Origin of the sequence: Shewanella sp. S1-58-MNA-CIBAN-0166, assembly GCF_040310085.1 — a bacterium.
In the GTDB taxonomy this organism is placed as follows: Bacteria; Pseudomonadota; Gammaproteobacteria; order Enterobacterales; family Shewanellaceae; genus Shewanella.
On record NZ_JBEOPN010000037.1, the window covers coordinates 26307 to 48566 of the forward strand.

A 22260-nucleotide genomic window follows, 5' to 3' on the forward strand; every position below is an offset into this window, starting at 1 on the left:
TCATCCACAAGCCTTTTATAACGCGATTAAAATAACGCGCTCAGAATCTCTTTTGCTTAGACAGCATAATTTTGTGGGAAAAACGCACGTTTTGCGTCTTCATCAAATTCTGCTTTAAATTGGATATCTTTACCCATGTCTCTGGCGCGTTCAACAGCAGGACGGTTGTTGATGCTGTTAAACCAGCGTTGAACATTCGGGTAAGTGGCAAGGGCATCTTGGCCTAATACATAGCCGATTTTATCAACCCAACCCCATGCAGCAATATCGACAATGCTCAATTCATCACCGACGATAAACTCACGGTTATCAAGATGTGCGTCAAGTACTTGGTAATGGCGCTGAGTTTCACGTTGATAACGGTTTGTTGCGTAATCTATTTTCTCTGGTGCATGGTGAGTGAAATGGACACATTGACCAGAATAAGGGCCTAAACCAGTGGCGACGAACATTAACCACGACAGAAGCTCACCACGATTTTCCGGGGTTGCAGCTAATTGACCGGTTTTGTCAGCAAGGTATAAAAGAATGGCATTAGAATCGAATACACGCACGCCGTTGTCTTCAATGGCGGGTGTTTTACTGTTTGGGTTAATCGCTTTAAATTCAGCGCTATGTTGCTCACCTTTTAAGGTATCCACTGGCACGAGTTCAAACTCAAGGCCTGTTTCTTCGAGGAACAGGGCAATTTTCATTGGGTTAGGGCCTGGATGGAAATAAAATTTAATCATGTGAACTCCTTAATAAGTAAGAAGTGTATTTAAGCAGTTTTTGAACGAATGCTCAATATATTTTTGAGCGATCGTTCATGCTTGGAGATAATTTGAGTGAATATTATAAATAATGGTTTAAAAACACGGATTAAAAAACAGATTCAAGCATAAGGTAATGCTATTAAAATCGATGATTTCTAGAAAGCATTAAGGTTGCTGACCTTTGATAACAAAAGATAATCTGAGCCTAGAATTCATTAACTGAAGTTAACAAGCGTACTCAATATGGGCGCTGTGAGTAAGATAAACCTAGCTTGAGTACTTTCATGGCTTATCCACTTAGATAAGCAACTATTCACTTTTAACTCGTCTAAGCGCTTGCACCATTGAATTAATGCTATTACCGCCATTCTGCTGGTGACAATCTTACTAACGACTATTCTTTACACGCAATCATCTACTCGCAATCATCCACTCCAGTGGGAAGCGTCAGTATATTAATGATTGTCGACAGTTGTTTGTTGCTGATTTAGATTCGCCAACAAAGGTAATATTTTACTGACTTTATCAAAGCTTTCTTGATACTCCGCAGCGCCATTGGAGTCGGCAACAATACCACCACCTGCCCAGCAGTAAATGTGATTATTTTCAGTGACCAAAGTACGAATAGTAATACTGGTGTCCATGTTTCCATTTTGGCTTATATAGCCGATGCTGCCGCAATAAAGGTTACGTCTGGACGGTTCTAATTCTTCAATGATTTCCATTGCGCGGATTTTTGGCGCACCGGTAATTGACCCACCTGGAAAGGCGGCGTTAAGTAAATCGAATGCTGTTTTGTGTGGTGCAAGTGTGGCAGTCACCGTACTGACTAAATGATGCACCGCAGGAAAGCTTTCAATGGCGAATAACGTCGGCACTTTAACCGAGCCTGGGGCGGCGACTTTACCGATATCGTTTCTGAGTAGGTCTACAATCATCACATTTTCGGCACGGTCTTTCTCGGAAGTGATTAATGCGCTAGCGGCTTGTTGATCCAAGATGGGATCATGATGGCGCGGCATGGTGCCTTTAATGGGTTTAGTTTCGATATATTGATCGTTAAGTTTAATAAAACGTTCTGGTGAGATAGATAACATGCAGTGGTTATCAACTCGCATAAATGCCGAAAAAGGCGCTTGGTTTGCAAAGGATAAAGCACAATAAGCTTGCCATTCATCTCCTTGATATTGAGCTTCAAATCGTTGGGTTAAATTGATTTGATAACAATCACCACTCAATAAATACTGCTGCACTTGAGCAAATTTATGTTGATACTGCTGACTGTCTATCTGATTACTCCAAGCCGTAGTTAATCTGAAAGGCCTTGATGTTATCGCGTTACTGGCTGATTTTTGTATTTTAGATTCAATTAAATTCAACTCAACTTTTAACGTGTCAGATCCATCATAATGGTAAGCATACCAGGATTTATCAACGTAACTGTAGACGAGTGAAAAATCATAAAAACCAATATTCATATCATCAAGATGAATATCTTTAATGGCAATTTGTGGCAGCTTTTCAATATTCCGGCCCAGGTCATAGCCAAATGCGCCCAGGGCTCCGACACTAAATGGATGTTGGCTGTCTTGCGCTGAAGGATATAACCGCGCTTGCAGTTCAGCTAATGTGTTAAAGGGGTTGGCGTGGCGATCTATTTTAATATTGAGTGCTTTGATGGCCGAGTCTTTGGCACTAAATCGACTGATGCCATCGCTGCTGGTTAACGTTGCAATAGGATTAAAGCCGATGATGTCGAATTTGGCATCTTGGTGCGGAGCATTGGCTGAGTCGAGTAATATCGCCCATGGCTGGTGGCTTACCAGTGAAAATAGTTGCTTTGTGTCTATTTTCCAGTCCAGTTTTTGCATGAAGAGTGCGTTTTTTGCCCGCGCAGACATCGATAACCCTTATCTAAAATGTGATGTAGCCCAAAAAGGATGGAAAGAGTATCATATTGGTCTTAATAGTTAATATTAAATCGATTCTAATAAAAACGATAACCATGTTAGGCCGCAATGGCTGCTGGAGCACCCCATATGTCGACGAATACCACATCTCACTCTACAACTCATTCACCTATATCTAGTCAAGCTGTCGTGATTAAACAAGCTGACTTTATTGAAAGTATTGCTGATTCTCTGCAATACATCTCGTATTACCATCCCAAAGACTTTGTTGATGCAATGACCAAAGCTTACGAGCGTGAAGAAAGCGCTGCCGCGAAAGACGCCATTGCCCAAATTCTGATTAACTCCCGTATGTCAGCCGAAGGCAAACGGCCTTTATGCCAAGACACTGGAATTGTCACCACCTTTGTTAAAATTGGTATGTCTGTTCAGTGGGATAAAACTGACATGACAGTTCAAGAAATGGTCGATGAAGGTGTACGTCGTGCTTATACCAATCCAGATAATCCATTACGTGCATCAATAGTGTCAGACCCTGCCGGTGCGCGTAAAAATACCAAAGACAACACACCATCAGTGGTTCATATTGACATGGTTGCTGGTAATCAAATAGAAGTGATGATTGCCGCTAAAGGTGGTGGGTCGGAAAATAAATCCAAAATGGCCATGCTTAATCCGTCAGACGATATCGCCGCTTGGGTAGAAAAAACATTACCAACAATGGGCGCGGGCTGGTGTCCACCGGGTATGTTAGGCATAGGTATCGGTGGTACTGCTGAGAAAGCGGCCGTTCTGGCCAAAGAATCATTAATGGACCCTGTTGATATTCATGAGTTGATGGCTCGTGGTGCAGAGACCACAGAAGAAAAGCTTCGTTTAGACATTTTTGAACGCGCAAATAATTTAGGCATAGGCGCTCAAGGGTTGGGCGGACTCACTACAGTATTAGATGTTAAAATTAAATCTGTACCGACTCATGCAGCGTCTAAACCAGTAGTGATGATCCCTAACTGCGCAGCAACGCGCCATGTGCATTTTCATTTAGATGGCACTGGTCCAGTCGATTTAGTACCACCATCTTTGTCTGATTGGCCTGAAATTACTCGTGAAGCGGGAGAAAACACTCACCGTGTCAATTTAGATACGGTCACTCAAGCTGAAATCGAAACTTGGAAGAGTGGTGATACCTTATTACTCAACGGTAAAATGCTGACTGGCCGCGATGCAGCTCATAAACGGATTCAAATGTTGCTTGAATCTGGTGAAGGTTTACCAGCAGGTGTCGATTTTACCGGTAAGTTTATTTATTACGTTGGCCCAGTCGATCCAGTCGGTGATGAAGTGGTTGGCCCTGCAGGCCCAACAACGGCAACCCGTATGGATAAGTTCACTGACATGATGTTAGACCAAACAGGCCTAATGGGCATGATTGGTAAGTCTGAGCGTGGTCCTGAAACAGTTGCTTCAATTAAAAAGCACAAAGCAGTGTATTTAATGGCTGTTGGCGGCGCGGCATACCTAGTGTCGAAAGCGATTAAGAAATCACGTGTTGTCGCATTTGAAGATTTAGGCATGGAAGCGATTTACGAATTTGATGTGCAAGACATGCCTGTAACCGTGGCGGTTGATACCAATGGTGTTAATGCGCACGAAACTGGCCCAGCGATTTGGAAAATTAATATCGCTAACAGTAAAGCTAATAAGTAAGCCATCGATAACATTGTGCTTACACATAAGCGATAAGTGTCAATGTGATTAAACGCTCGGGTTTACAGCTTTTTACAAAAGGCTTGTTGCCTGAGCGTTTTGCTTTGGTTAGTCTGCAATATACATTTTATGATTACGTTTGATATTGGCTGTATTTGTGGCCTAAACGTAATACGTTTTATTTAAACAACTGAGACATGATAACAATGAAAAAGTCTTCTGTATTATTCGCACTGGTTGCTGCTGGCATGGCAACATCAGTGTCTGCGGCAGAGCCCGCAGCTTTTAATGTTCAGCAACTGGTTAACTTAAATAAGTTGCATTCAGCGGCCGTATCAAATGATGGTAAAACCATGGTGTACGGCGTAAAAGTGGTTGATGATAAAGGCGAGGGCAACTCCGAACTTTATCTTCTCGATTTGAACGAGAAAAATGCTAAGCCAAAGCAACTTACCTCGGCAGCCGGTACTGAACACGATGTCAGCTTCTCGCCCGATGGAAAATCGATTTATTTCCTCGCCACGCGCTCCGGCACCAGTCAATTGTATCAATTGGCCCTTGATGGCGGAGAAGCTATCGCGGTTACTGATTTACCGTTAGATATCAATGGCTACAAATTGTCTAACGACGGTAAGCAAGTTGTTATGACGCTGCGGGTATTTCCAGAGTGTAAAGACTTAGCGTGTTCAAAAGACAAGTTTACTGCCGAAGCTGAACGTAAAAGCACCGGGCGTCAATACAAGCAGTTGATGGTACGTCATTGGGACACTTGGGAAGATCATGCACGTAATCATTTGTTTGTCGCCTCGCTTAATGGCAACAAAATTACCACCGCGACAAACGTGACAGCGGGCCGTGACACTGAAACACCGCCTAAGCCATTTTCTGGTATGGAAGAAGTCACCTTTACTGCAGACGGTAAGTACGTTGTTTATAGCGCGAAAGCGCCGAGCCGCGATCAAGCTTGGACTACTAACTACGATTTATGGCAAGTGCCTGTAGCTGGCGGTGAAACGGTTAACTTAACCCCAGATAACCAAGCATGGGATGCCCAGCCAACGTTCTCTGCCGATGGCCGTTATCTTGCTTATTTAGCCATGACCAAGGCGGGTTACGAAGCTGATCGCTCCCGCATTATGTTACGTGACAATGTTACAGGCCAAGAAAAAGAAGTCGCACCATTGTGGGATCGCAGTGCGAGTTCATTAAATTTTAGTGCCGATGGTCGTACTTTGTATGTGACAGCACAAGATCTTGGGCAAGTGACCATTTTTGAAGTGAACACTCAGTTTGGTGATGTGCGTCCTATTTACAACCAAGGCAGCAACAGCCTAGTGGCTGTGACCAGTAATCGTCTTATTTTCCAGAAGTCATCATTAGTTGAACCTGGCGATTTATTCAGTGTGTCACTTGAAGGTGAACAACTTAAACAGCTAACTAACGTCAACAGTGAAAAATTAGCTGACATTAAGTTTGGTGATTTTGAACAGTTCAACTTTAAAGGTTGGAATGACGAAACTGTTCATGGTTATTGGATCAAACCTGTTAACTATGAAGAAGGTAAAAAATACCCAATAGCTTACCTGGTACACGGTGGCCCACAAGGCTCATTTGGTAACAGTTTCAGTAGCCGCTGGAATGCTCAGTTATGGGCGGGTGCAGGCTATGGCGTAGTGATGGTCGACTTCCATGGTTCTACTGGATATGGTCAAGCGTTTACCGACTCTATTGGCAAGGATTGGGGCGGAAAACCGCTTGAAGATCTTAAAAAAGGCATGGCAGCAGTTACCGCGCAGCAACCTTGGTTAGATGCTAACAATGCATGTGCACTGGGCGGTTCTTACGGTGGCTATATGATGAACTGGTTCCAAGGTAAATGGAACGATGGCTTCAAGTGTTTAGTCGACCATGCTGGTTTGTTTGATATGCGTTCTATGTATTACGTTACAGAAGAATTATGGTTCCCTGAATATGAATTCGGTGGCCCATACGATCAAAACAAAGAGCTATATGAAAAGTTTAACCCAGTAAACTATGTTGAAAACTGGAAAACGCCGATGCTCGTCATCCATGGTGAAAAAGACTACCGTGTACCTTATGGCCAAGGTCTTGCTGCATTTACCTTTATGCAGCGTAAAGGTATTCCTTCAGAGCTATTGGTATTTCCAGATGAGAATCACTGGATCTTAAATCAAGATAACCTACAGCTATGGTACAAGAATGTACTAGGCTGGATGGATCGTTGGACAGCTAAATAACCTGAAATTGGGATAACAAACGTCTCTCAAACAGCTCTTTGCCTTGCTAACGTTGTTGAATTAACTTGCAATAGACCCGCTATTGACGCGTCAATTCGCCTTGTTAGTAAAACAAATGACAAGTTTGAGAGTTGTTAACGTATATGACTATGATCTTTATAATCATATATTTGTCTCTTATCCCGAGTTCAGGTTAAATAGTGTGTAGTTTCTCTGTAGAGGGTTTACGCAGGTCAGTATTGAAATAATGGCCTAATCTTCACAGCAGAGTTACTTTCAGAGTTAATTAAAAGAGATGTTGCCACTGGCAACATCTCTTTTTTGTGCCTAAGCTATTGTAGCTTCAGATATTGTGGGTCAAGCCAATCGCAGTTTTACCAGAGGCAATGAGTTATTCATTAGTCAAGGTGATGCTGGAATCGATATCTATACTGTTTACCTAAAAAATACACTTATATACTGTCAAAATAAACTGACCGGCTAAATGTATACTTTTAGGAGAAATAAAAACTCCGCTATCGTTAGTATTTTTCATCATAAGGCTATTCTTATTTTGTTGAATAATATGTAGGTTAACCACAGACAAACAATATTTTAAGTTATGTTGTAGGTTAAATCATCATATTGATGCTAATTAGAACTGTATAGTGAAATAAAATAACTAAAAGTGCGTGTTTACGTTAACTGTCATTGTGATGTAAAAACACAAATAATAAACGTAGCATTAGTTTTTGTATTGTAAAACGGTCTATCAAATATAAAAAATTTCATTTGGGGAATGGCAATGTTTCAGCTACATTAGCGCCCTCAGAATCGAGCTTCAATACAGGTAATATCAAGAGGGTTATACCAAGTGGATTTCATGCTTTATATCAAGTTCTTTCTAGGACTATTAGCCATTATTAACCCAGTAGGGTTATTACCTGTTTTTGTTAGTTTAACCAGCCATCAAACTGAAGTTGAGCGTAGACATACCAACCGGGTGGCAAACTTTGCCGTAGTGGTCATTTTATTGGTGACGGCAATAGCAGGGCATTACATTCTTAGTATGTTCAGTATTTCATTATCGGCTTTTCGTATTGCCGGTGGTAGCTTGATTTGTATTATTGCCATGTCGATGCTACAAGGTAAAATCAGTGAAGTGAAACGCAACCAAGAAGAAGACCGTGAGTCTTCAGGCATGGAGTCTGTTGCAGTTGTCCCTTTAGCTTTGCCATTAATGGCTGGTCCTGGTGCCATTAGTGCGGTGATTGTGTTTGCGGCGGAGCATCACCAAATAACCAACTACATTGGTATGTTTTTAACCATTATTATCTTAGGTCTTGTTAGTTGGGGTTTATTTCGTATGGCGCCAATGCTGTTTAAACTATTAGGTAAAACTGGCATTAACGTTATTACTCGTCTAATGGGTCTACTGATGTTGTCTTTAGGCATTGAAGTGATCGCCGCGGGTGTTAAAGGACTTTTCCCTACCTTAATAGGTTAGTTAGCTTGCTAGTTGCTGTGCATTTGTGCAAACGCTTGATAGTGGGGATTTTTAGCTTGACCCGCTATCATCATTTGCGTAAAGTACGCCTCGATTAGCACTGCCGCGGTTAGTATTAAGTGGTTTTGTATTGTTGAGAGGTAATTATCCCACTCAATAGAATTAAATATTAAGTACTGCCTTTTTATCTGATGTCTTTTAATAGTATGGATAAAAAGTCAGTCACAAATTGGTGAGCTGGCTGAGTGGCTGAAGGCGCACGCCTGGAAAGTGTGTTTAGGTTTATCCCTAACGAGAGTTCGAATCTCTCGCTCACCGCCATATTATGAAAAAAGACGTCTTCGGACGTCTTTTTTCATTTGTGTTTTAATACAATACTGACAATTTGGCTGATGCTTCGTCTCGCCGTGGTCTAGTATGACTTTATATTAACGAGGTGTTAGCGCTTGTTATGCGTAGCCTCTATAATGCTTTATTCTTGTTTTACTACTGAGACCCACTTTCATGCCTTTTTCGACACTTGGATTACGCGACACGATTGTCAATGCCCTACATGAAGTGGGATACAGTCAGCCGACACCGATTCAACAACAGACTATTCCGGTTATTTTAAAGGGTAAGAACCTGCTTGCCGCGGCGCAAACGGGCACCGGTAAAACCGCAAGCTTTGTATTACCAATATTAGAACGCTTAGCCGACACTGAAACCCAGCGTGCAAAACGTATTCGAGCGTTGATTTTAACCCCAACTCGCGAACTCGCAGTGCAAGTTCACGCCAACGTAGTGCAGTACGCCAAGCATTTATCGTTAACCTCTATCGCCATTTATGGTGGGGTTGATGAGAAGCCGCAAAAACAAGCCTTAATTGATGGTGTGGATATTTTGGTGGCGACACCAGGACGTTTACTCGACTTATATACCCAACGTGCTGTGCACTTTGATAAAGTTGAAGTGTTGGTGCTTGATGAAGCCGATAGAATGCTCGACATGGGCTTTATCGAAGATATTAATAAAATCATCGATAAATTACCTTCTGAACGTCAGAGTTTATTGTTTTCCGCGACATTATCAAACCAAGTGCGTGCGTTAGCGAAAACGGCCATTAAGCGTCCTGTGGAAATTTCGGTGATTGCTGATCGCGATTCAGCACCGAAAATCGAGCAGTGGTTAACGACGGTTGATAAAGATAAAAAATCAGCTTTATTAAGTCATTTAATTAAAACCGAAGAGTGGAATCAAGCGCTAATCTTTATCGAAACTAAGCAAGGTGCCGCTAAATTAGTCAGTCAGCTTGAAAAGCGTGATATTGCTGCTGAGTGTATTCACAGTGGCCGCAGCCAGCCGGTGCGTGAACAAATTTTAGCTGATTTTAAATCGGGTAACATTAAATACCTAGTAGCTACCGGTATTGCGGCGCGTGGTATTGATATTGACGATTTATCTCGTGTAATCAATTATGACTTGCCTTATCCGGCCGATGACTACATTCATCGTATTGGTCGAACCGGTCGTGCGGGTGCTGCTGGTGTCGCTATTTCTTTTGTGTCCAATGATGACTTTAAAAACCTGTGTATGATTGAAAGTCGTTTGGGGCATTTAATTGAACGCAAAGAAATAGTCGGTTTTGAACCATCTAAGCCTATTCCTATTTCGGTGTTGAATTTTATCCCAAAAAATCGTCAGCATAAATCAACCTCAGCGACAGACCGACCTACGCTGAGTTTAGGCAAATCGAAAACGGCTTCAGCTGACTTTAGAAAAACCAAAACAGCTAAAGCGCCAGCCTCGTCGAAAGGTAATAAACCTAATCCCTGGAATATCTAAACTGATTAGATAAACGATTAACTCAGTTGTTGTATCGGCGATTAAAGCGGAATTTACTTTCCGCTTTTTTGTGTGGATTTCTCAAGGCATGGACAGTCTGGCGGTAACACAAACTGAATGGCTTTTGGGAGTACTTCAAAACGCATTTGCTCTGTTGGATAGGGTTCGCCATCTAAATTAAGCGGTAACTTGATAGGGAAATCAATTTCTAGCCAACGGGTTTGAAAATGATAACAAAACCTGGCTTCATGACTCATGGCTTGTATTTCATCTATCACCACCGGGATATCAAAGGTTGAAAATGACTTCAGCAGGGTGATATCCATCAAGCCATCATCAATTAACGCATTGGGCGCCAGCATTTGTCCGCCGCCAGCTTGCTTATTATTGCAAATGGCGCCTACCAGAATATCGCCATCGAGCGTGCCTTTATCGGTGGTAATACTGCCTTGATAAGGCTTAAAGCCTAATGCTTTTGCCAATCCTATTAAGGTATAAGCCCCGCCGCCCAGAAAATCTTTTAACTCTGTTGGGGTTTCTGCAGTCACTTGCGCGCCAAAACCGGCGACTGCCGCATTAATAAAATAATTATTGTTGGCTCTGATGATATCAATAGGGTAGCTGTCACCATGAATCGCCAGTTCCAAAGTGGAGTGAATATTATTGCTAATGCCACACGCAGTGGCGAAATCATTTGCCGTGCCTAATGGCAGCACGGCTATTTCGAGCATATGATCCTGTTGTGGCAGTTGCATCAGGGCATTAACAGCCTCATTAAGTGAGCCATCACCGCCACCAATAACCACTCTGCCGACATTATCGGCTATTGCTTCCGTCATAAAACGCAACATATCGGCACTTTCCCAAGAGACCCGCACATCAACAGTATGGCCTTTTTCACGTAAAGCGATAACCGATTGTCTGATGTCGACATTGGCGGCTTTTTTACCATTAAGCAGTAGTCGGATATGTGTTGAAGGCATCGTTAAGACCTCTGTTGATTATTATGGACACGGCTATGTAACTAAAAATCGGTTTCTAGGCTACAAGTAGTTGATCGATTCACTATTTTTATGTCACAAAAGGTGTCTGCATGCTGCAAAACCGTGACGAACATGATTAACTAATTATAATTGTCTAAAGATGATTTTTTACTCATCACTATGTAGAAAAAGTATACGTTCCAAAAACCGTTAAGTTTCCAAAATAGTTAAGTTCCAAAAATTATTTAAGCACAAAATATATAGGCAGCCAAAATCTATACTCGCGAAAGCGATACCGATAAAAAATAAGTGTAAACACACTAAAAAATAATAACAATGTAAGGGATAACTCATGAAAAAATCTTTACTTGCTTTGGCGGTTACTTTTGCCATGGTCGGCTGTGGCGATGACTCGGTTAAGCCAAGTCCACAAACCAAGACCGTTACTGCAGAGGCTAGCACAACTACAACCGTGACAGAATTAACCTTTAACAAATATTCACAACAGTTTATTGATGAGCTGTGGGCATTATCACCAACGTGGGCTCTGTACAGTGGCAAACATGTTAATGATGGCTATTTAGATATCCCTAATCAAGCTAGCCGCGACAAAACGCTGCAATTTGTTAAGCAACAGCAAGCGGCACTAGCCCAATTCGATCCGCAGTTATTATCTGCTAACGAGTTAATTGATTATAAATTACTGAGTAATTTAGTTGAGTCAATGCAATGGGAAATTACACGCTTTAAAGGTTGGCAATGGGATCCATCTAATTACAATGTTGCCGGTGGTTTTGCGCAAATCATCAATGAAGACTTTGCCCCGTTAGATGAGCGCTTAGGCTCTGTTATTGCACGTCTTGAAAATGTGCCCGCTTATTATGAAGCCGCGCGACAAAATATTAGTGAGCCGACACTTGAGCATACCCAATTAGCGATTATGCAAAATCAAGGCGCATTTTCAGTATTGTCTGCCGAGTTAGCCCAGCAAGTCACTGATTCAGGCTTAAGCGCAGAGCAGAAAGCGTTATTTGCTGAGCGTTTTGATGCAGCAACTGCAGCAATTAAACAGCACATTGAGTGGTTAACCGCGCTTGAAACTAAGCTAACCGAAAATGGAGGCCGCGATTTCCGTATTGGTGAAACCTTATACGAAGAAAAATTCGCCTTCGATATTCAGTCTGGTATGACCGCTAAACAGTTATACGACAAAGCCGTAGCGGATAAAAATCATGTTCAGCAAGAAATGGCTAAGATTACCGATACCATTTGGTCAAAGTATATCGATACCCCAAAACCAGACGATGAGAGACAAGCTATTCGGCAGTTAATTGATGTGTTATCAACCAAACATGTTAAACGAGAAAACTTTGTTGCTGAAGTGCGTAAGCAAATTCCAGAACTGATTAAATTTGTCAATGATAAACAACTGGTGACTCTTGATCCTAACAAACCGTTAATTGTGCGTGAAACCCCTGAATACATGCGCGGTTTTGCGGGTGCTTCTATCAGTGCACCAGGGCCTTATGACAAAGGCGGTAATACTTACTACAACGTTTCGCCCCTCGATGACATGAGTGATGAGTCAGCCGAAAGCTATTTACGTGAATACAATCACTGGATTTTACAGGTACTGAATATTCATGAGGCTATCCCAGGACATTACACACAATTAGTCTTTTCTAACCAATCTCCTAGTTTAGTGAAAAGCTTATTTGGTAACGGTGCCATGATTGAAGGTTGGGCAGTGTATACCGAGCGTATGATGCTGGAAGAAGGTTATGGTAATTTTGAACCTGAAATGTGGTTGATGTATTACAAATGGAATTTACGGGTCATTTGTAACACTATTTTAGATTACAGCATTCAGGTTAACGGAATGGGTGAGCAAGAGGTGATTGACTTGCTCGAGAATGAAGCATTCCAACAACGCGCTGAAGCTGAAGGAAAGTGGCGTCGAGCGACCTTAAGTCAAGTGCAACTGACTAGCTATTACGCTGGCTATCGTGAGATCTATGATTTCCGCGAACAACTTAAAGCTAAGCAGGGTGAAAACTTTGATTTAAAGCAGTTTCATGAACAGTTTTTAAGTTACGGTAGTGCGCCGGTTAAATTTATTAAACAGTTGATGACAGATAAATAGACCAATGATGTCTCATTCATTATTGTGACAAATGTCTCAAGGCCTGAAGTTTCAGGCCTTTTTGTTAATGAAAAGGGCTACAGGGTCGATTAAATCTGGTTTTGGCTAAATCAGTATGATAATCTTAATGGTAATCGTTATCATTAAGTAGCTGAGCATGAAGAATATCCTATTCATTGAACATACCCTTTCCGATAAAAGTGACGTAACTCGACAGCTAAATGAGCAGGGCTACAGTGTTCATCGGGTTAATAATGCCTTTGATGCGTTGATCCAAATGGAAACTGAGCAGCTTGAAGCCATATTATTAGATTTTTCGGTTCCCAAAATGGAGTCATTTTGGCTGCTCGTTGCACGACAAACCCGAACGCCTATTATTGTATTAGCAGAAAGTAACAGCGAACTGGAGCGCATTAATGCGCTAGAGTTAGGCGCCGACGATTATCTCACTCGACCGATTAATATCCGCGAATTGCAGTTACGTCTTAATGTACTCCATCGACGCACCCAAGCACCAATTAATGAGGCGGTTAATGACTATATTGGCTTTGATGATACCTGCTATACCATTAGTTTTGCAGAAAAGTCGCTAGTGTTGACCCAAACGGAATATCGGTTATTTAAATATTTATTTGATAGACAAGGTGAAGTTGTCACCAAAGAAGAGCTGCAACTACGGGTATTGCATAAGGAACTTGGACGTTTTGACCGTAATTTAGACATGCATATCAGTAATACACGCCGTAAATTAGTTAAACGCAATTTACCACGCGAATTGATTAATACCGTTCGCGGTCAAGGTTACAGCTTTAGCTTTTAATGGTTCACACCTATTGCCGCATTTGATAAGCTATGGCGCATAAAATAAGGCTGATACCAATCGTTATTAAGCCCAAAATAAGCGCAAGCACATAAAGGATAATCTAATGCGGATTACAGCAAACTTTGACGGCGGCAATATTGACGTCATTAACCTAGACAAACATGACGATATACAACTCGCCATTCGTCCCGATTTTGGTGGTGAGTTTTATCAATGGTTTAATTTCCGTTTAGAAGGGGAAGTCGGCCAGACATATACCCTTAACATCCTCAATGCAGGTAGTGCCTCTTATCCAGCTGGCTGGGACGATTATCAAGCAGTGGCCAGTTATGACCGCCAATCGTGGTTCAGATTACCGACTCAGTATGTCGACGGAAAATTAACCATCCAGGCTGAGCTAGATTGTGAAGCCATTCAAATTGCTTATTTTGCACCGTACAGCTACGAACGTCATTTAGATTTGATCAGTGAAGTGCAATTACATCCTGCTGTGAGTCTTGAGCACCTTGGGTTAACCCTTGATGGTCGCGACATGACCTTACTAAAAATTGGTGATGCTAACCCAGATAAAAAGAATATTTGGATTACTGCGCGTCAACATCCGGGTGAAACGATGGCTGAATGGCTAGTTGAAGGTTTGTTAAATCAATTGCTTGATAGTGATTGTCCAACATCTAAAGCCTTATTAGACAAAGCCAATTTTTATATTGTGCCAAACATGAATCCTGATGGCAGCGCACGCGGCCATTTACGGACTAATGCTGTTGGTACTAACTTAAATCGTGAATGGCAAACACCGAGCTTAGAGAAAAGCCCTGAAGTGTATTATGTCGTTAATAAAATGCATCAAACTGGTGTTGATTTATTTTACGATGTGCACGGCGATGAAGGCCTGCCTTATGTGTTCCTTGCCGGTTGTGAAGGGGTGCCAAGCTACAACGATAAGATGGCTCAATTACAGCAGCAATTTCTCAGTGCATTGACCATTGCCAGTGCGGATTTCCAAACAGAGTTTGGTTACGATAAAGATGAGCCAGGTAAAGCTAATTTAACGGTAGGTTCTAATTGGGTTGCTAATACGTTCAGTTGTTTATCGAACACCTTAGAAATGCCATTTAAAGACAATGCCAATTTAGCCGATCCATTTGTGGGCTGGTCTCCAGAGCGTTGCGTATATTTAGGTGAAGCGTCTTTAGTTGCGATGTTAGCGGTGGTTGATAATTTATAATCGCGACAGTACGCGGTAATTTTTATCTTCAGATAATCAAGCAGGTAGAATGAATTATGGCCTTAGTTGCATGTCCTAAATGTCAAAAGCGAATTTCAAGTCTGGCTAAGCAATGTGAGCATTGTAAAACCGATTTGAGTGGTAATACTGAGTCATTAAAGATTATCAGTCACATTGAGCGTTCAAATAGCTTAATGACTCAAAGCTTTATTTTTTTGACATTATTTATCGCAGGAGTTGTGGTGTGGTTTTGGGGAGGAGAGCCTGCACAGGGGTTAACTTCTTATATCGCGATCGCAAGTTTTGTTATTGGTTTTACGGGTTATCTTGTTACCCGAGTCAGAATAGTGTTACATAAACGGAAATCAGTATGAACGATATCAATAAAGTCATTGATGAAATGCCTGAAGAAGTATACCTGCGCTTATTGTCTGCGTCTGAGTTAGGTAAGTGGGATGATGGTACAGTATTAACTCAGCCACAGCGTGAATCGACTTTGCAAGTAGTGATGTTGTATCAAGCACGTAAGCTGCAGCAAACCGAACATTTTACCATCGCAGCCGGTGGTAACATTAATGAGCTGTCTAAATCAGAGCTGAAAAAACAGTTTAAAGGTGAGCCCATCGCCGAGTTTAAAGAAGCTGATTTGTAATTATCTGATAATAAATAATATTTGTTATCAGATAATGGATATTATAACATCAAAAAATGCGAGCTCATTAGCTCGCATTTTTATTTAGCTGTTATCTGTTAATACAATAACCCCGTAACAGTATCAATAACCTAAACTAGTCCGTTGTCAGTTCACCAACAAGGTTTTGCTGCATACGTTGCTTAATTTGCGCCGACGTTAATCCAATAGACAACAAATAATGCAATTTGGCTAACGCCGCTTCAATGGTCATATCAGCACCACTTATTACCCCAGCTTGTGCTAAAGCATTACCTGTAGCATAACCGCGCATATTGACCTTACCCTGGAAACATTGGGTCAAATTAACCAATATAATACCGCGTTCATCGGCTTGTTTAAGTGTATCAAGTAGCTTCTTATCTTGTGGTGCATTCCCCACGCCAAAGGTCAATAAAATCAGTGCTTTTACCGGTTGCTGTAAAATATTATTAAAAATGTCAGTGGAGATCCCTGGATAAAGTGTCACCACACCAACAGGTTGTGGACTAATTGTCACCACTTCTAAAGGCTCACCTGTTGGTTTGGTTATTTTCCCTGCTTTAAGGTTTATTTTAATGCCTGCCTCGAGCAACATAGGAAAATTAGGCGATGCAAACGCATCGAATCCGTCAGCATGGGCTTTGGTTGAGCGGTTACCACGAAACAGTTTGTTATTAAAAAATAAACAGACTTCTGCAACGGGGTAGTTGGCTGCAATATACAGCGAATTGAGCAAGTTGGTTTGACCGTCTGAACGTAATTGAGCTAACGGAATTTGTGAACCAGTAACAATGACAGGTTTTGATAGACCTTGCAGCATAAATGACAATGCAGATGCGGTATAAGCCATGGTGTCTGTACCATGCAAAATAACGAAACCGTCATACTTTTCATAGTTGGCTTGAATATCATTAGCAATCAATTGCCAATCCGGCGGTGCCATATTGGATGAGTCAATTAATGGGCTGTATTCATGAATAACGAATTCAGGCATTTCTTCATGATAAAACTCAGGCATTGACTGAACACAATCGGTTAAGAACCCAGATACTGGCACAAAACCATTATCGGTCTTTTGCATCCCGATGGTACCGCCAGTATAGGCAACGTAAATGGAACGTTTTGTCATGTATGTAGGCTCTTCTTTAACAGCGATTGCAGATTGTGGAAATTATACGAGTTTATTTGTCGATCCCCAATAAAAAAGCCTGCTAAGCAGGCTTTTTTTGAAGAATATTCATATTGAGGTCGTATAATTAATTAGTAATTACAGTTTTCGCAATACATATAGACATGATTAGGGTCATCAAACATCGACAATGTTTCAAATGCGCCAGCCCACTGCTTAACAAAGCGCTCAATGAAACTGGTTTGACGAACACTGTCTGGAACATAAGCGGCAGTCGCACCCATGATTTGCTGCATCAGTTGTTGTTCAGCGCTAAGCTCTTGTTCAATCAATTTAACGTCGAACTTGTCCATTTTAGCTAAATCAGCTGCTTTGGCTAAGGCCACATCCATATCACCTAGTTCATCAACTAGACCTAAGGTTAATGCGCGTTTACCAGTCCATACTCGGCCTTGAGCAATGTTGTCAACTTGCTCTAGTGTCATATGACGTTCTTTTGCTACCAGAGAAATAAACTCATGATAACCACGTTCAATATGGCGTTGTACAACAGCAGCCACTTGCGGATTTAATTCGCGTGCAGGCGATAATCCGGCCCAATCAGATGTTGCGACACCATCAGAGGTCACACCAAAATGATTCAGTGCTTGCTCAAACGTAGCAAACATACCGAATATACCGATAGAACCCGTTAGGGTTGTTGGTGTTGCAACAATATAGTCGGCACTGGCTGATATCCAATATCCGCCAGATGCAGCAAGACTACCCATGCTAACAACCACAGGCTTACCTGCTGCTTTTAGGGCTAACACTTCTTGACGAATTTGTTCTGACGCAAATGCACTACCACCAGGGCTATCAACGCGAAGCACGACGGCTTTCACCTTATCGTCAAAGCGTGCTTTCATTAGCAATGCAGAGGTACTTTCACCGCCAATTTGTCCAGCAGGTTGTTTACCGTTAAGAATCGTGCCTTTAGCAACGATAACGGCCACTGCGTCTTTTTCAACAAAGCTAGGCATAGGTGCGGTTAACGCTCGGTAATCATTAAAGCTAATTTGCTTAAAGTTTTTACCTTCTTTATCACTGCCAACACGTTCAATCATCGCGACACGGAACGCATCAGCCGAAACCAGTTCGTCAACCCATTTCATGTTGACAGCCATTTGAGCACTGTCACCTTCAGCTTTATCAAGCTGAGCAAGGAATTCATCTGGAGTTAACACTAATTGATCTGGGGCTATTTGACGGTTACTGGCCACAATAGTTGAATAACTTTGCCAAATATCGTTTAACAATACTTTACTGGCGACTTTATCGGCATCAGACATATCGTCGCGAATAAAGGGCTCTACAGCTGATTTAAAGGTACCCACTCGAAATACGTGAGTGGTAATTTTGAGTTTTTCGAGTGCAGCTTTGTAATATAAGCGATAACGGCTTAAGCCATCAAGCGCTACCATACCTTGATTATTAAGGTATATTTTGTCTGCAAAGCTGGCTAAAAAATATTGGTTTTGATCATAACCATTGGCCATAGCGATAACTGACTTATTGGCGGCTTTAAATTGGGTTAATGCTTCACCTATAGCGGTCATTTTACTAATACCGGCATCACGAAGATCCGCTAAGTCCAGTACTATACTGTTAATGCGGGCGTCTTGAGTCGCATTATTAATAGTATAAAGTACATCGGCTAATAGAATTTCACCTTCTGGATCATTAGCTTGCCCTTGGCTAAATGCCATTTCTATTGGGTCTACATAATGTTTTTGGTCCACTATGCTCCCAGACAAGTTCAGCACTAATGCTGATTGATCTTCGACGACAATTTCATCTTCGCTGTTGAGAAGTACTACAGCGATGACAGCCAACAAACCAAAAAATATAACGTTGATGATGAACTTACGGATACCGTTTACTGTATTCCATAACAGTAAAAACATCCTTTTTAAAAACGAGGGTTTAGCGGACATTTGCCACTCCTTTATCAGTCTAATGTAGTCATCCTAACTGAAAATCAATAAAAATGTGAAATTCAATTGTAAAGGTTTTTAACAAACGAGCGTTTAAATGATTGAGCAAACTTTACTGTCGGGGTATGCTGGTTTAAATCACTTGTTTAAAAAGGATGTTTGAATGTCGTTTCCACACTTATTAGAACCTTTAGATCTCGGCTTTACACAGCTGAAAAACCGCGTGTTGATGGGCTCAATGCACACGGGGTTAGAAGAAGAAAAAGGCGGATTTGAGAAACTGGCAGCTTTTTATAAAGAGCGTGCTCAAGGTGGCGTGGGGTTAATCGTTACTGGCGGTATCGCACCTAATTTACGTGGCCGTTTAGCGCCACATGCCTGCCAATTAAGCTTTTCTTGGCAAGTGGGTAAACATAAAATAGTGACCGATGCTGTGCATGACGCGGGCGGTAAAATCTGTATGCAAATCTTGCATGCGGGCCGTTATAGCTATCATCCTTTTAGCTTAGCGCCGAGCAAAGTAAAATCGCCAATTACCCCGTTTACCCCTTCAGCGATGTCTGCTCGTCAAGTGCGTTCGACAATTAAAGATTATGCTACCAGCGCGGCATTGGCGAAAAGAGCCGGTTATGATGGCGTTGAAGTCATGGGCTCTGAAGGCTATTTGATCAACCAATTTATCAGTTCGCGCACCAATAAACGCACCGATGAATGGGGCGGCAGTTATGACAATCGGGTTAAGTTTCCGATTGAAATCGTTAACGCTATTCGTCAGAAAGTAGGCAGTGACTTTATTATTGTGTTCCGTTTGTCGATGCTCGACTTAGTCGACAATGGCTCAACGTGGGATGAAGTGGTTCAGCTGGCAAAATCGCTTGAACAAGCCGGTGTGAGTATTATTAATACCGGTATTGGTTGGCATGAAGCACGTGTACCGACGATTTCGACCAGTGTACCGCGTGGTGCTTTTTCTTGGGTAACAGAAAAACTCAAAAAAGAAGTCAAGATTCCGTTAATTGCCACCAACCGAATTAATACCCCAGAAATTGGCGAGGCGATTATTGCATCAGGTCAAGCTGATATGGTATCGATGGCTCGGCCATTTTTAGCAGATGCAGAGTTTGTGAATAAAGCGGCAGCTAATACCCCAGAGTTGATTAATACCTGCATTGGTTGTAATCAAGCTTGTTTGGACCATACTTTTGCGATGAAGCGGGCAACCTGTTTAGTTAATCCTCGTGCTTGTTATGAAACCGAAATTAATTTTACCCCAACAACCAGTAAAAAACGTATCGCTGTTATGGGCGCCGGTCCTGCGGGAATGGCGTTCTCGGTATACGCAGCGTCTCGTGGACATGAAGTGGTATTGTTTGAAGCCAAGTCTGAAGTCGGTGGTCAGTTTAATTTAGCGCGTAAAATCCCGGGTAAAGAAGAGTTTAGTGAAACTATTCGATATTTCATTAACCAAATTAAACTGCATAACGTTGAACTGCGTCTAAACACTAAATTGGATGCGGCAGTGCTGGCCAATGAGAAATTTGATGAAGTGGTCATCGCCGCTGGTGTGGTACCACGAGCGTTGGATTTACCGGGTTTTGATAATCCTAAAGTGGTCGATTACCAACAAGTATTAACGGGCCAAGTTGAAATGGGTAAAACGGTAGCATTAATTGGTGCTGGCGGTATTGGTTTTGATATGGCGCATTTCTTATGCGAATTAGAATCGAGCACTTTGCAACCCGATAAATGGTTAAAACAGTGGGGCATTGATAAAACCTATCAGAATGCTGGCGGGTTAACTGAAGAAGCCGAACATATTCCTGGTCGTGAAGTGTATTTACTGCAACGTAAAACCACCAAAATGGGCAAAGGTTTAGGTAAAACTACTGGCTGGATCCATCGCAGCGTGTTGAAGCAACATCAAGTGCATATGAAAACCGGCGTAAGCTACGAAAAGTTTGATGAACAAGGCCTTCACATTAAAATAGGTGAACAATCTGAAATTCTTGCTGTAGATAATGTGGTGTTGTGTGCCGGACAAATGTCGAATCGCAGTTTGGTTGATGAAATGAAAGCCACAGGATTACCTGTACATTTAATTGGTGGGGTAGATGTGGCGGCTGAATTAGATGCCAAACGCGCTATTCGCCAAGGTGCAGAACTCGCGATGAGTATTTAATTGTCACAGAGTTTCTAGTGTGAAATAACGTCCACAATTTGCGTTGTTTCGAACTGTCGTTGTTTCGAACTGAAATACGGAAACAAAAAAAGCCTTCTGTAATGCAGAAGGCTTTTTAGTATGGCAACAAAATAAGTCAGTGAAACAATAGCGCCAAACGTTGACGACTAAGTTATTTTACTGTGCTAGGACGCAGTTTTAGAACCTTATCAATATCTTCAGCGCAATGACGCTCAGGAACTTGTTCCCATTCTTCGCCCCAAGAGCGATTGATGATACGACCACGTTGGACCCCTTCACGAGTTTCAAGCAATTTAGCCCAACGAACAACATTGGTATAAGTCTCTACTTCTAGGAATTCGGCAGCCTCATATAAATTGCCCAAGACTAAGTTGCCATACCAAGGCCAAATAGCAATATCTGCAATGCTATATTCTTCACCAGCAATAAAGGTGTTTTTTGCCAGTTGTTTATCTAGCACATCTAACTGGCGTTTAACTTCCATAGCAAAGCGATTAATTGGATATTCCTGCTTTTCATCGGCATAAGCATAGAAGTGACCGAAGCCGCCACCGAGGAATGGCGCTGAACCTTGGGCCCAGAACAACCAGTTAAATGTTTGCGTTCTGGCTTTGCCATCTTTAGGGAGGAATTGGTTAAACTTCTCTGCTAGATGAACCAAAATTGAAGCAGATTCAAACACGTTTTCGTCTTCATTAGCTGATTTATCCAATAAAGCAGGAATTTTTGAGTTTGGATTAACGGCAACGAACCCTGACGAGAATTGATCCTTTTCCCCGATGTTAATCAGATAAGCATCATATTCAGCTTCTTTAATGCCTAAGGCCAGTAGCTCTTCTAACATGATAGTTACTTTTTGCCCGTTTGGTGTGCCAAGAGAGTAGAGTTGCAAAGCATGCTCTCCGACAGGCAGCACTTTATCAAATCTTGCACCTGACTCAGGGCTATTAATGTTCGCCCACTTATTAGCGCCATTGTTATTATTTTGCCACACTTTAGGCGGGGTATATTGGTTAGTCATAAAATATCCTTGTACAACCTGTTAGCAGGTTAAGTAAATTGATAATGCGCTTAGCACAATGTGGTTACGGCGTTTTTCAAGACAGTTGTCGCCTAAATTGTTAAGCAGCTTCTTTATGTTGCTCTGGATTTAACGCCACAGCGC

At 41.8% G+C, this 22260-nt stretch carries 16 protein-coding genes and 1 tRNA gene; 11 read left to right on the top strand and 6 right to left on the bottom strand.

Annotated elements, in window-relative coordinates; all coding sequences use genetic code 11:
- Positions 1-56: 56 nt before the first annotated feature.
- Positions 57-731, bottom strand: a complete 675-nt coding sequence (locus AAEY99_RS18325) for a glutathione S-transferase family protein (protein ID WP_351011507.1) — start codon at positions 729-731, stop codon at positions 57-59.
- A 479-nt stretch (positions 732-1210) separates the two neighbouring features.
- Positions 1211-2656, bottom strand: coding sequence for an aminodeoxychorismate synthase component I (pabB, locus tag AAEY99_RS18330; RefSeq protein WP_351011509.1), 1446 nt, complete (start codon positions 2654-2656; stop codon positions 1211-1213).
- A 138-nt stretch (positions 2657-2794) separates the two neighbouring features.
- Here pabB and AAEY99_RS18335 point away from each other — a divergent pair, with 138 nt between their 5' ends.
- The 5 genes from AAEY99_RS18335 to AAEY99_RS18355 all read left to right on the top strand — a co-directional run bounded on the left by AAEY99_RS18335 (position 2795) and on the right by AAEY99_RS18355 (position 9940).
- Positions 2795-4372 carry a fumarate hydratase gene (locus AAEY99_RS18335; RefSeq protein ID WP_101087056.1) on the top strand — a complete coding sequence of 526 codons (1578 nt, stop codon included), beginning with the start codon at positions 2795-2797 and terminating at the stop codon, positions 4370-4372.
- Positions 4373-4569: 197 nt separating this feature from the next.
- A complete protein-coding gene (locus AAEY99_RS18340; protein ID WP_502959513.1) occupies positions 4570-6630 on the top strand; it encodes a dipeptidyl-peptidase 5 in 2061 nt (686 codons plus the stop codon).
- A gap of 862 nt (positions 6631-7492) precedes the next feature.
- The gene (locus AAEY99_RS18345) at positions 7493-8116 is read left to right on the top strand and encodes a YchE family NAAT transporter (protein ID WP_194956085.1); all 624 of its coding nucleotides are present in this window, start codon (positions 7493-7495) and stop codon (positions 8114-8116) included.
- A 231-nt stretch (positions 8117-8347) separates the two neighbouring features.
- Positions 8348-8437, top strand: a tRNA-Ser gene (locus AAEY99_RS18350).
- A gap of 183 nt (positions 8438-8620) precedes the next feature.
- A complete protein-coding gene (locus AAEY99_RS18355; RefSeq protein ID WP_351011513.1) occupies positions 8621-9940 on the top strand; it encodes a DEAD/DEAH box helicase in 1320 nt (439 codons plus the stop codon).
- 53 nt (positions 9941-9993) lie between these two features.
- Here AAEY99_RS18355 and yegS read toward each other — a convergent pair whose 3' ends face one another.
- Positions 9994-10923, bottom strand: a complete 930-nt coding sequence (gene yegS / locus AAEY99_RS18360; RefSeq protein WP_351011515.1) for a lipid kinase YegS — start codon at positions 10921-10923, stop codon at positions 9994-9996.
- A 352-nt stretch (positions 10924-11275) separates the two neighbouring features.
- Here yegS and AAEY99_RS18365 point away from each other — a divergent pair, with 352 nt between their 5' ends.
- The 5 genes from AAEY99_RS18365 to AAEY99_RS18385 all read left to right on the top strand — a co-directional run bounded on the left by AAEY99_RS18365 (position 11276) and on the right by AAEY99_RS18385 (position 15769).
- On the top strand, positions 11276-13066 hold the full coding sequence (locus tag AAEY99_RS18365) for a DUF885 domain-containing protein (RefSeq protein WP_351011517.1): 1791 nt from the start codon (positions 11276-11278) through the stop codon (positions 13064-13066).
- Between the two features lie 157 nt (positions 13067-13223).
- A complete protein-coding gene (locus AAEY99_RS18370) occupies positions 13224-13886 on the top strand; it encodes a response regulator transcription factor (RefSeq protein WP_351011519.1) in 663 nt (220 codons plus the stop codon).
- A gap of 106 nt (positions 13887-13992) precedes the next feature.
- The gene (locus AAEY99_RS18375; protein ID WP_162023231.1) at positions 13993-15117 is read left to right on the top strand and encodes a M14 family metallopeptidase; all 1125 of its coding nucleotides are present in this window, start codon (positions 13993-13995) and stop codon (positions 15115-15117) included.
- Between the two features lie 56 nt (positions 15118-15173).
- Entirely contained in the window at positions 15174-15491 is a 318-nt protein-coding gene (locus AAEY99_RS18380; RefSeq protein ID WP_162023230.1) for a zinc ribbon domain-containing protein, read from the top strand.
- A complete protein-coding gene (locus AAEY99_RS18385; protein WP_101087065.1) occupies positions 15488-15769 on the top strand; it encodes a YeaC family protein in 282 nt (93 codons plus the stop codon). The genes AAEY99_RS18380 and AAEY99_RS18385 overlap by 4 nt, the downstream gene beginning before the upstream one ends.
- A gap of 136 nt (positions 15770-15905) precedes the next feature.
- Here AAEY99_RS18385 and ansA read toward each other — a convergent pair whose 3' ends face one another.
- Together ansA and sppA are read right to left on the bottom strand one after the other, a co-directional pair.
- On the bottom strand, positions 15906-16919 hold the full coding sequence (gene ansA / locus AAEY99_RS18390; protein ID WP_101087066.1) for an asparaginase: 1014 nt from the start codon (positions 16917-16919) through the stop codon (positions 15906-15908).
- Between the two features lie 131 nt (positions 16920-17050).
- A complete protein-coding gene (gene sppA / locus AAEY99_RS18395; RefSeq protein ID WP_351011521.1) occupies positions 17051-18895 on the bottom strand; it encodes a signal peptide peptidase SppA in 1845 nt (614 codons plus the stop codon).
- 163 nt (positions 18896-19058) lie between these two features.
- Between sppA and AAEY99_RS18400 the strand changes: the two genes are divergently transcribed.
- Positions 19059-21074: an oxidoreductase gene (locus tag AAEY99_RS18400; protein WP_335692002.1), complete on the top strand. Its 2016-nt coding sequence runs from the start codon at positions 19059-19061 to the stop codon at positions 21072-21074.
- 172 nt (positions 21075-21246) lie between these two features.
- Here AAEY99_RS18400 and yghU read toward each other — a convergent pair whose 3' ends face one another.
- Positions 21247-22116 carry a glutathione-dependent disulfide-bond oxidoreductase gene (yghU, locus tag AAEY99_RS18405; protein WP_101087069.1) on the bottom strand — a complete coding sequence of 290 codons (870 nt, stop codon included), beginning with the start codon at positions 22114-22116 and terminating at the stop codon, positions 21247-21249.
- Positions 22117-22260: the final 144 nt, after the last annotated feature.

Excerpts from the sequence above, each read along its gene's own strand:
- AAEY99_RS18325 (WP_351011507.1), bottom strand. The coding sequence starts at position 731 with ATGATTAAATTTTATTTCCATCCAGGCCCTAACCCAATGAAAATTGCC.
- pabB (WP_351011509.1), bottom strand. The coding sequence starts at position 2,656 with ATGTCTGCGCGGGCAAAAAACGCACTCTTCATGCAAAAACTGGACTGG.
- AAEY99_RS18335 (WP_101087056.1), top strand. The coding sequence starts at position 2,795 with ATGTCGACGAATACCACATCTCACTCTACAACTCATTCACCTATATCT.
- AAEY99_RS18340 (WP_502959513.1), top strand. The coding sequence starts at position 4,570 with ATGATAACAATGAAAAAGTCTTCTGTATTATTCGCACTGGTTGCTGCT.
- AAEY99_RS18345 (WP_194956085.1), top strand. The coding sequence starts at position 7,493 with ATGCTTTATATCAAGTTCTTTCTAGGACTATTAGCCATTATTAACCCA.
- AAEY99_RS18355 (WP_351011513.1), top strand. The coding sequence starts at position 8,621 with ATGCCTTTTTCGACACTTGGATTACGCGACACGATTGTCAATGCCCTA.
- yegS (WP_351011515.1), bottom strand. The coding sequence starts at position 10,923 with ATGCCTTCAACACATATCCGACTACTGCTTAATGGTAAAAAAGCCGCC.
- AAEY99_RS18365 (WP_351011517.1), top strand. The coding sequence starts at position 11,276 with ATGAAAAAATCTTTACTTGCTTTGGCGGTTACTTTTGCCATGGTCGGC.
- AAEY99_RS18370 (WP_351011519.1), top strand. The coding sequence starts at position 13,224 with ATGAAGAATATCCTATTCATTGAACATACCCTTTCCGATAAAAGTGAC.
- AAEY99_RS18375 (WP_162023231.1), top strand. The coding sequence starts at position 13,993 with ATGCGGATTACAGCAAACTTTGACGGCGGCAATATTGACGTCATTAAC.
- AAEY99_RS18380 (WP_162023230.1), top strand. The coding sequence starts at position 15,174 with ATGGCCTTAGTTGCATGTCCTAAATGTCAAAAGCGAATTTCAAGTCTG.
- AAEY99_RS18385 (WP_101087065.1), top strand. The coding sequence starts at position 15,488 with ATGAACGATATCAATAAAGTCATTGATGAAATGCCTGAAGAAGTATAC.
- ansA (WP_101087066.1), bottom strand. The coding sequence starts at position 16,919 with ATGACAAAACGTTCCATTTACGTTGCCTATACTGGCGGTACCATCGGG.
- sppA (WP_351011521.1), bottom strand. The coding sequence starts at position 18,895 with ATGTCCGCTAAACCCTCGTTTTTAAAAAGGATGTTTTTACTGTTATGG.
- AAEY99_RS18400 (WP_335692002.1), top strand. The coding sequence starts at position 19,059 with ATGTCGTTTCCACACTTATTAGAACCTTTAGATCTCGGCTTTACACAG.
- yghU (WP_101087069.1), bottom strand. The coding sequence starts at position 22,116 with ATGACTAACCAATATACCCCGCCTAAAGTGTGGCAAAATAATAACAAT.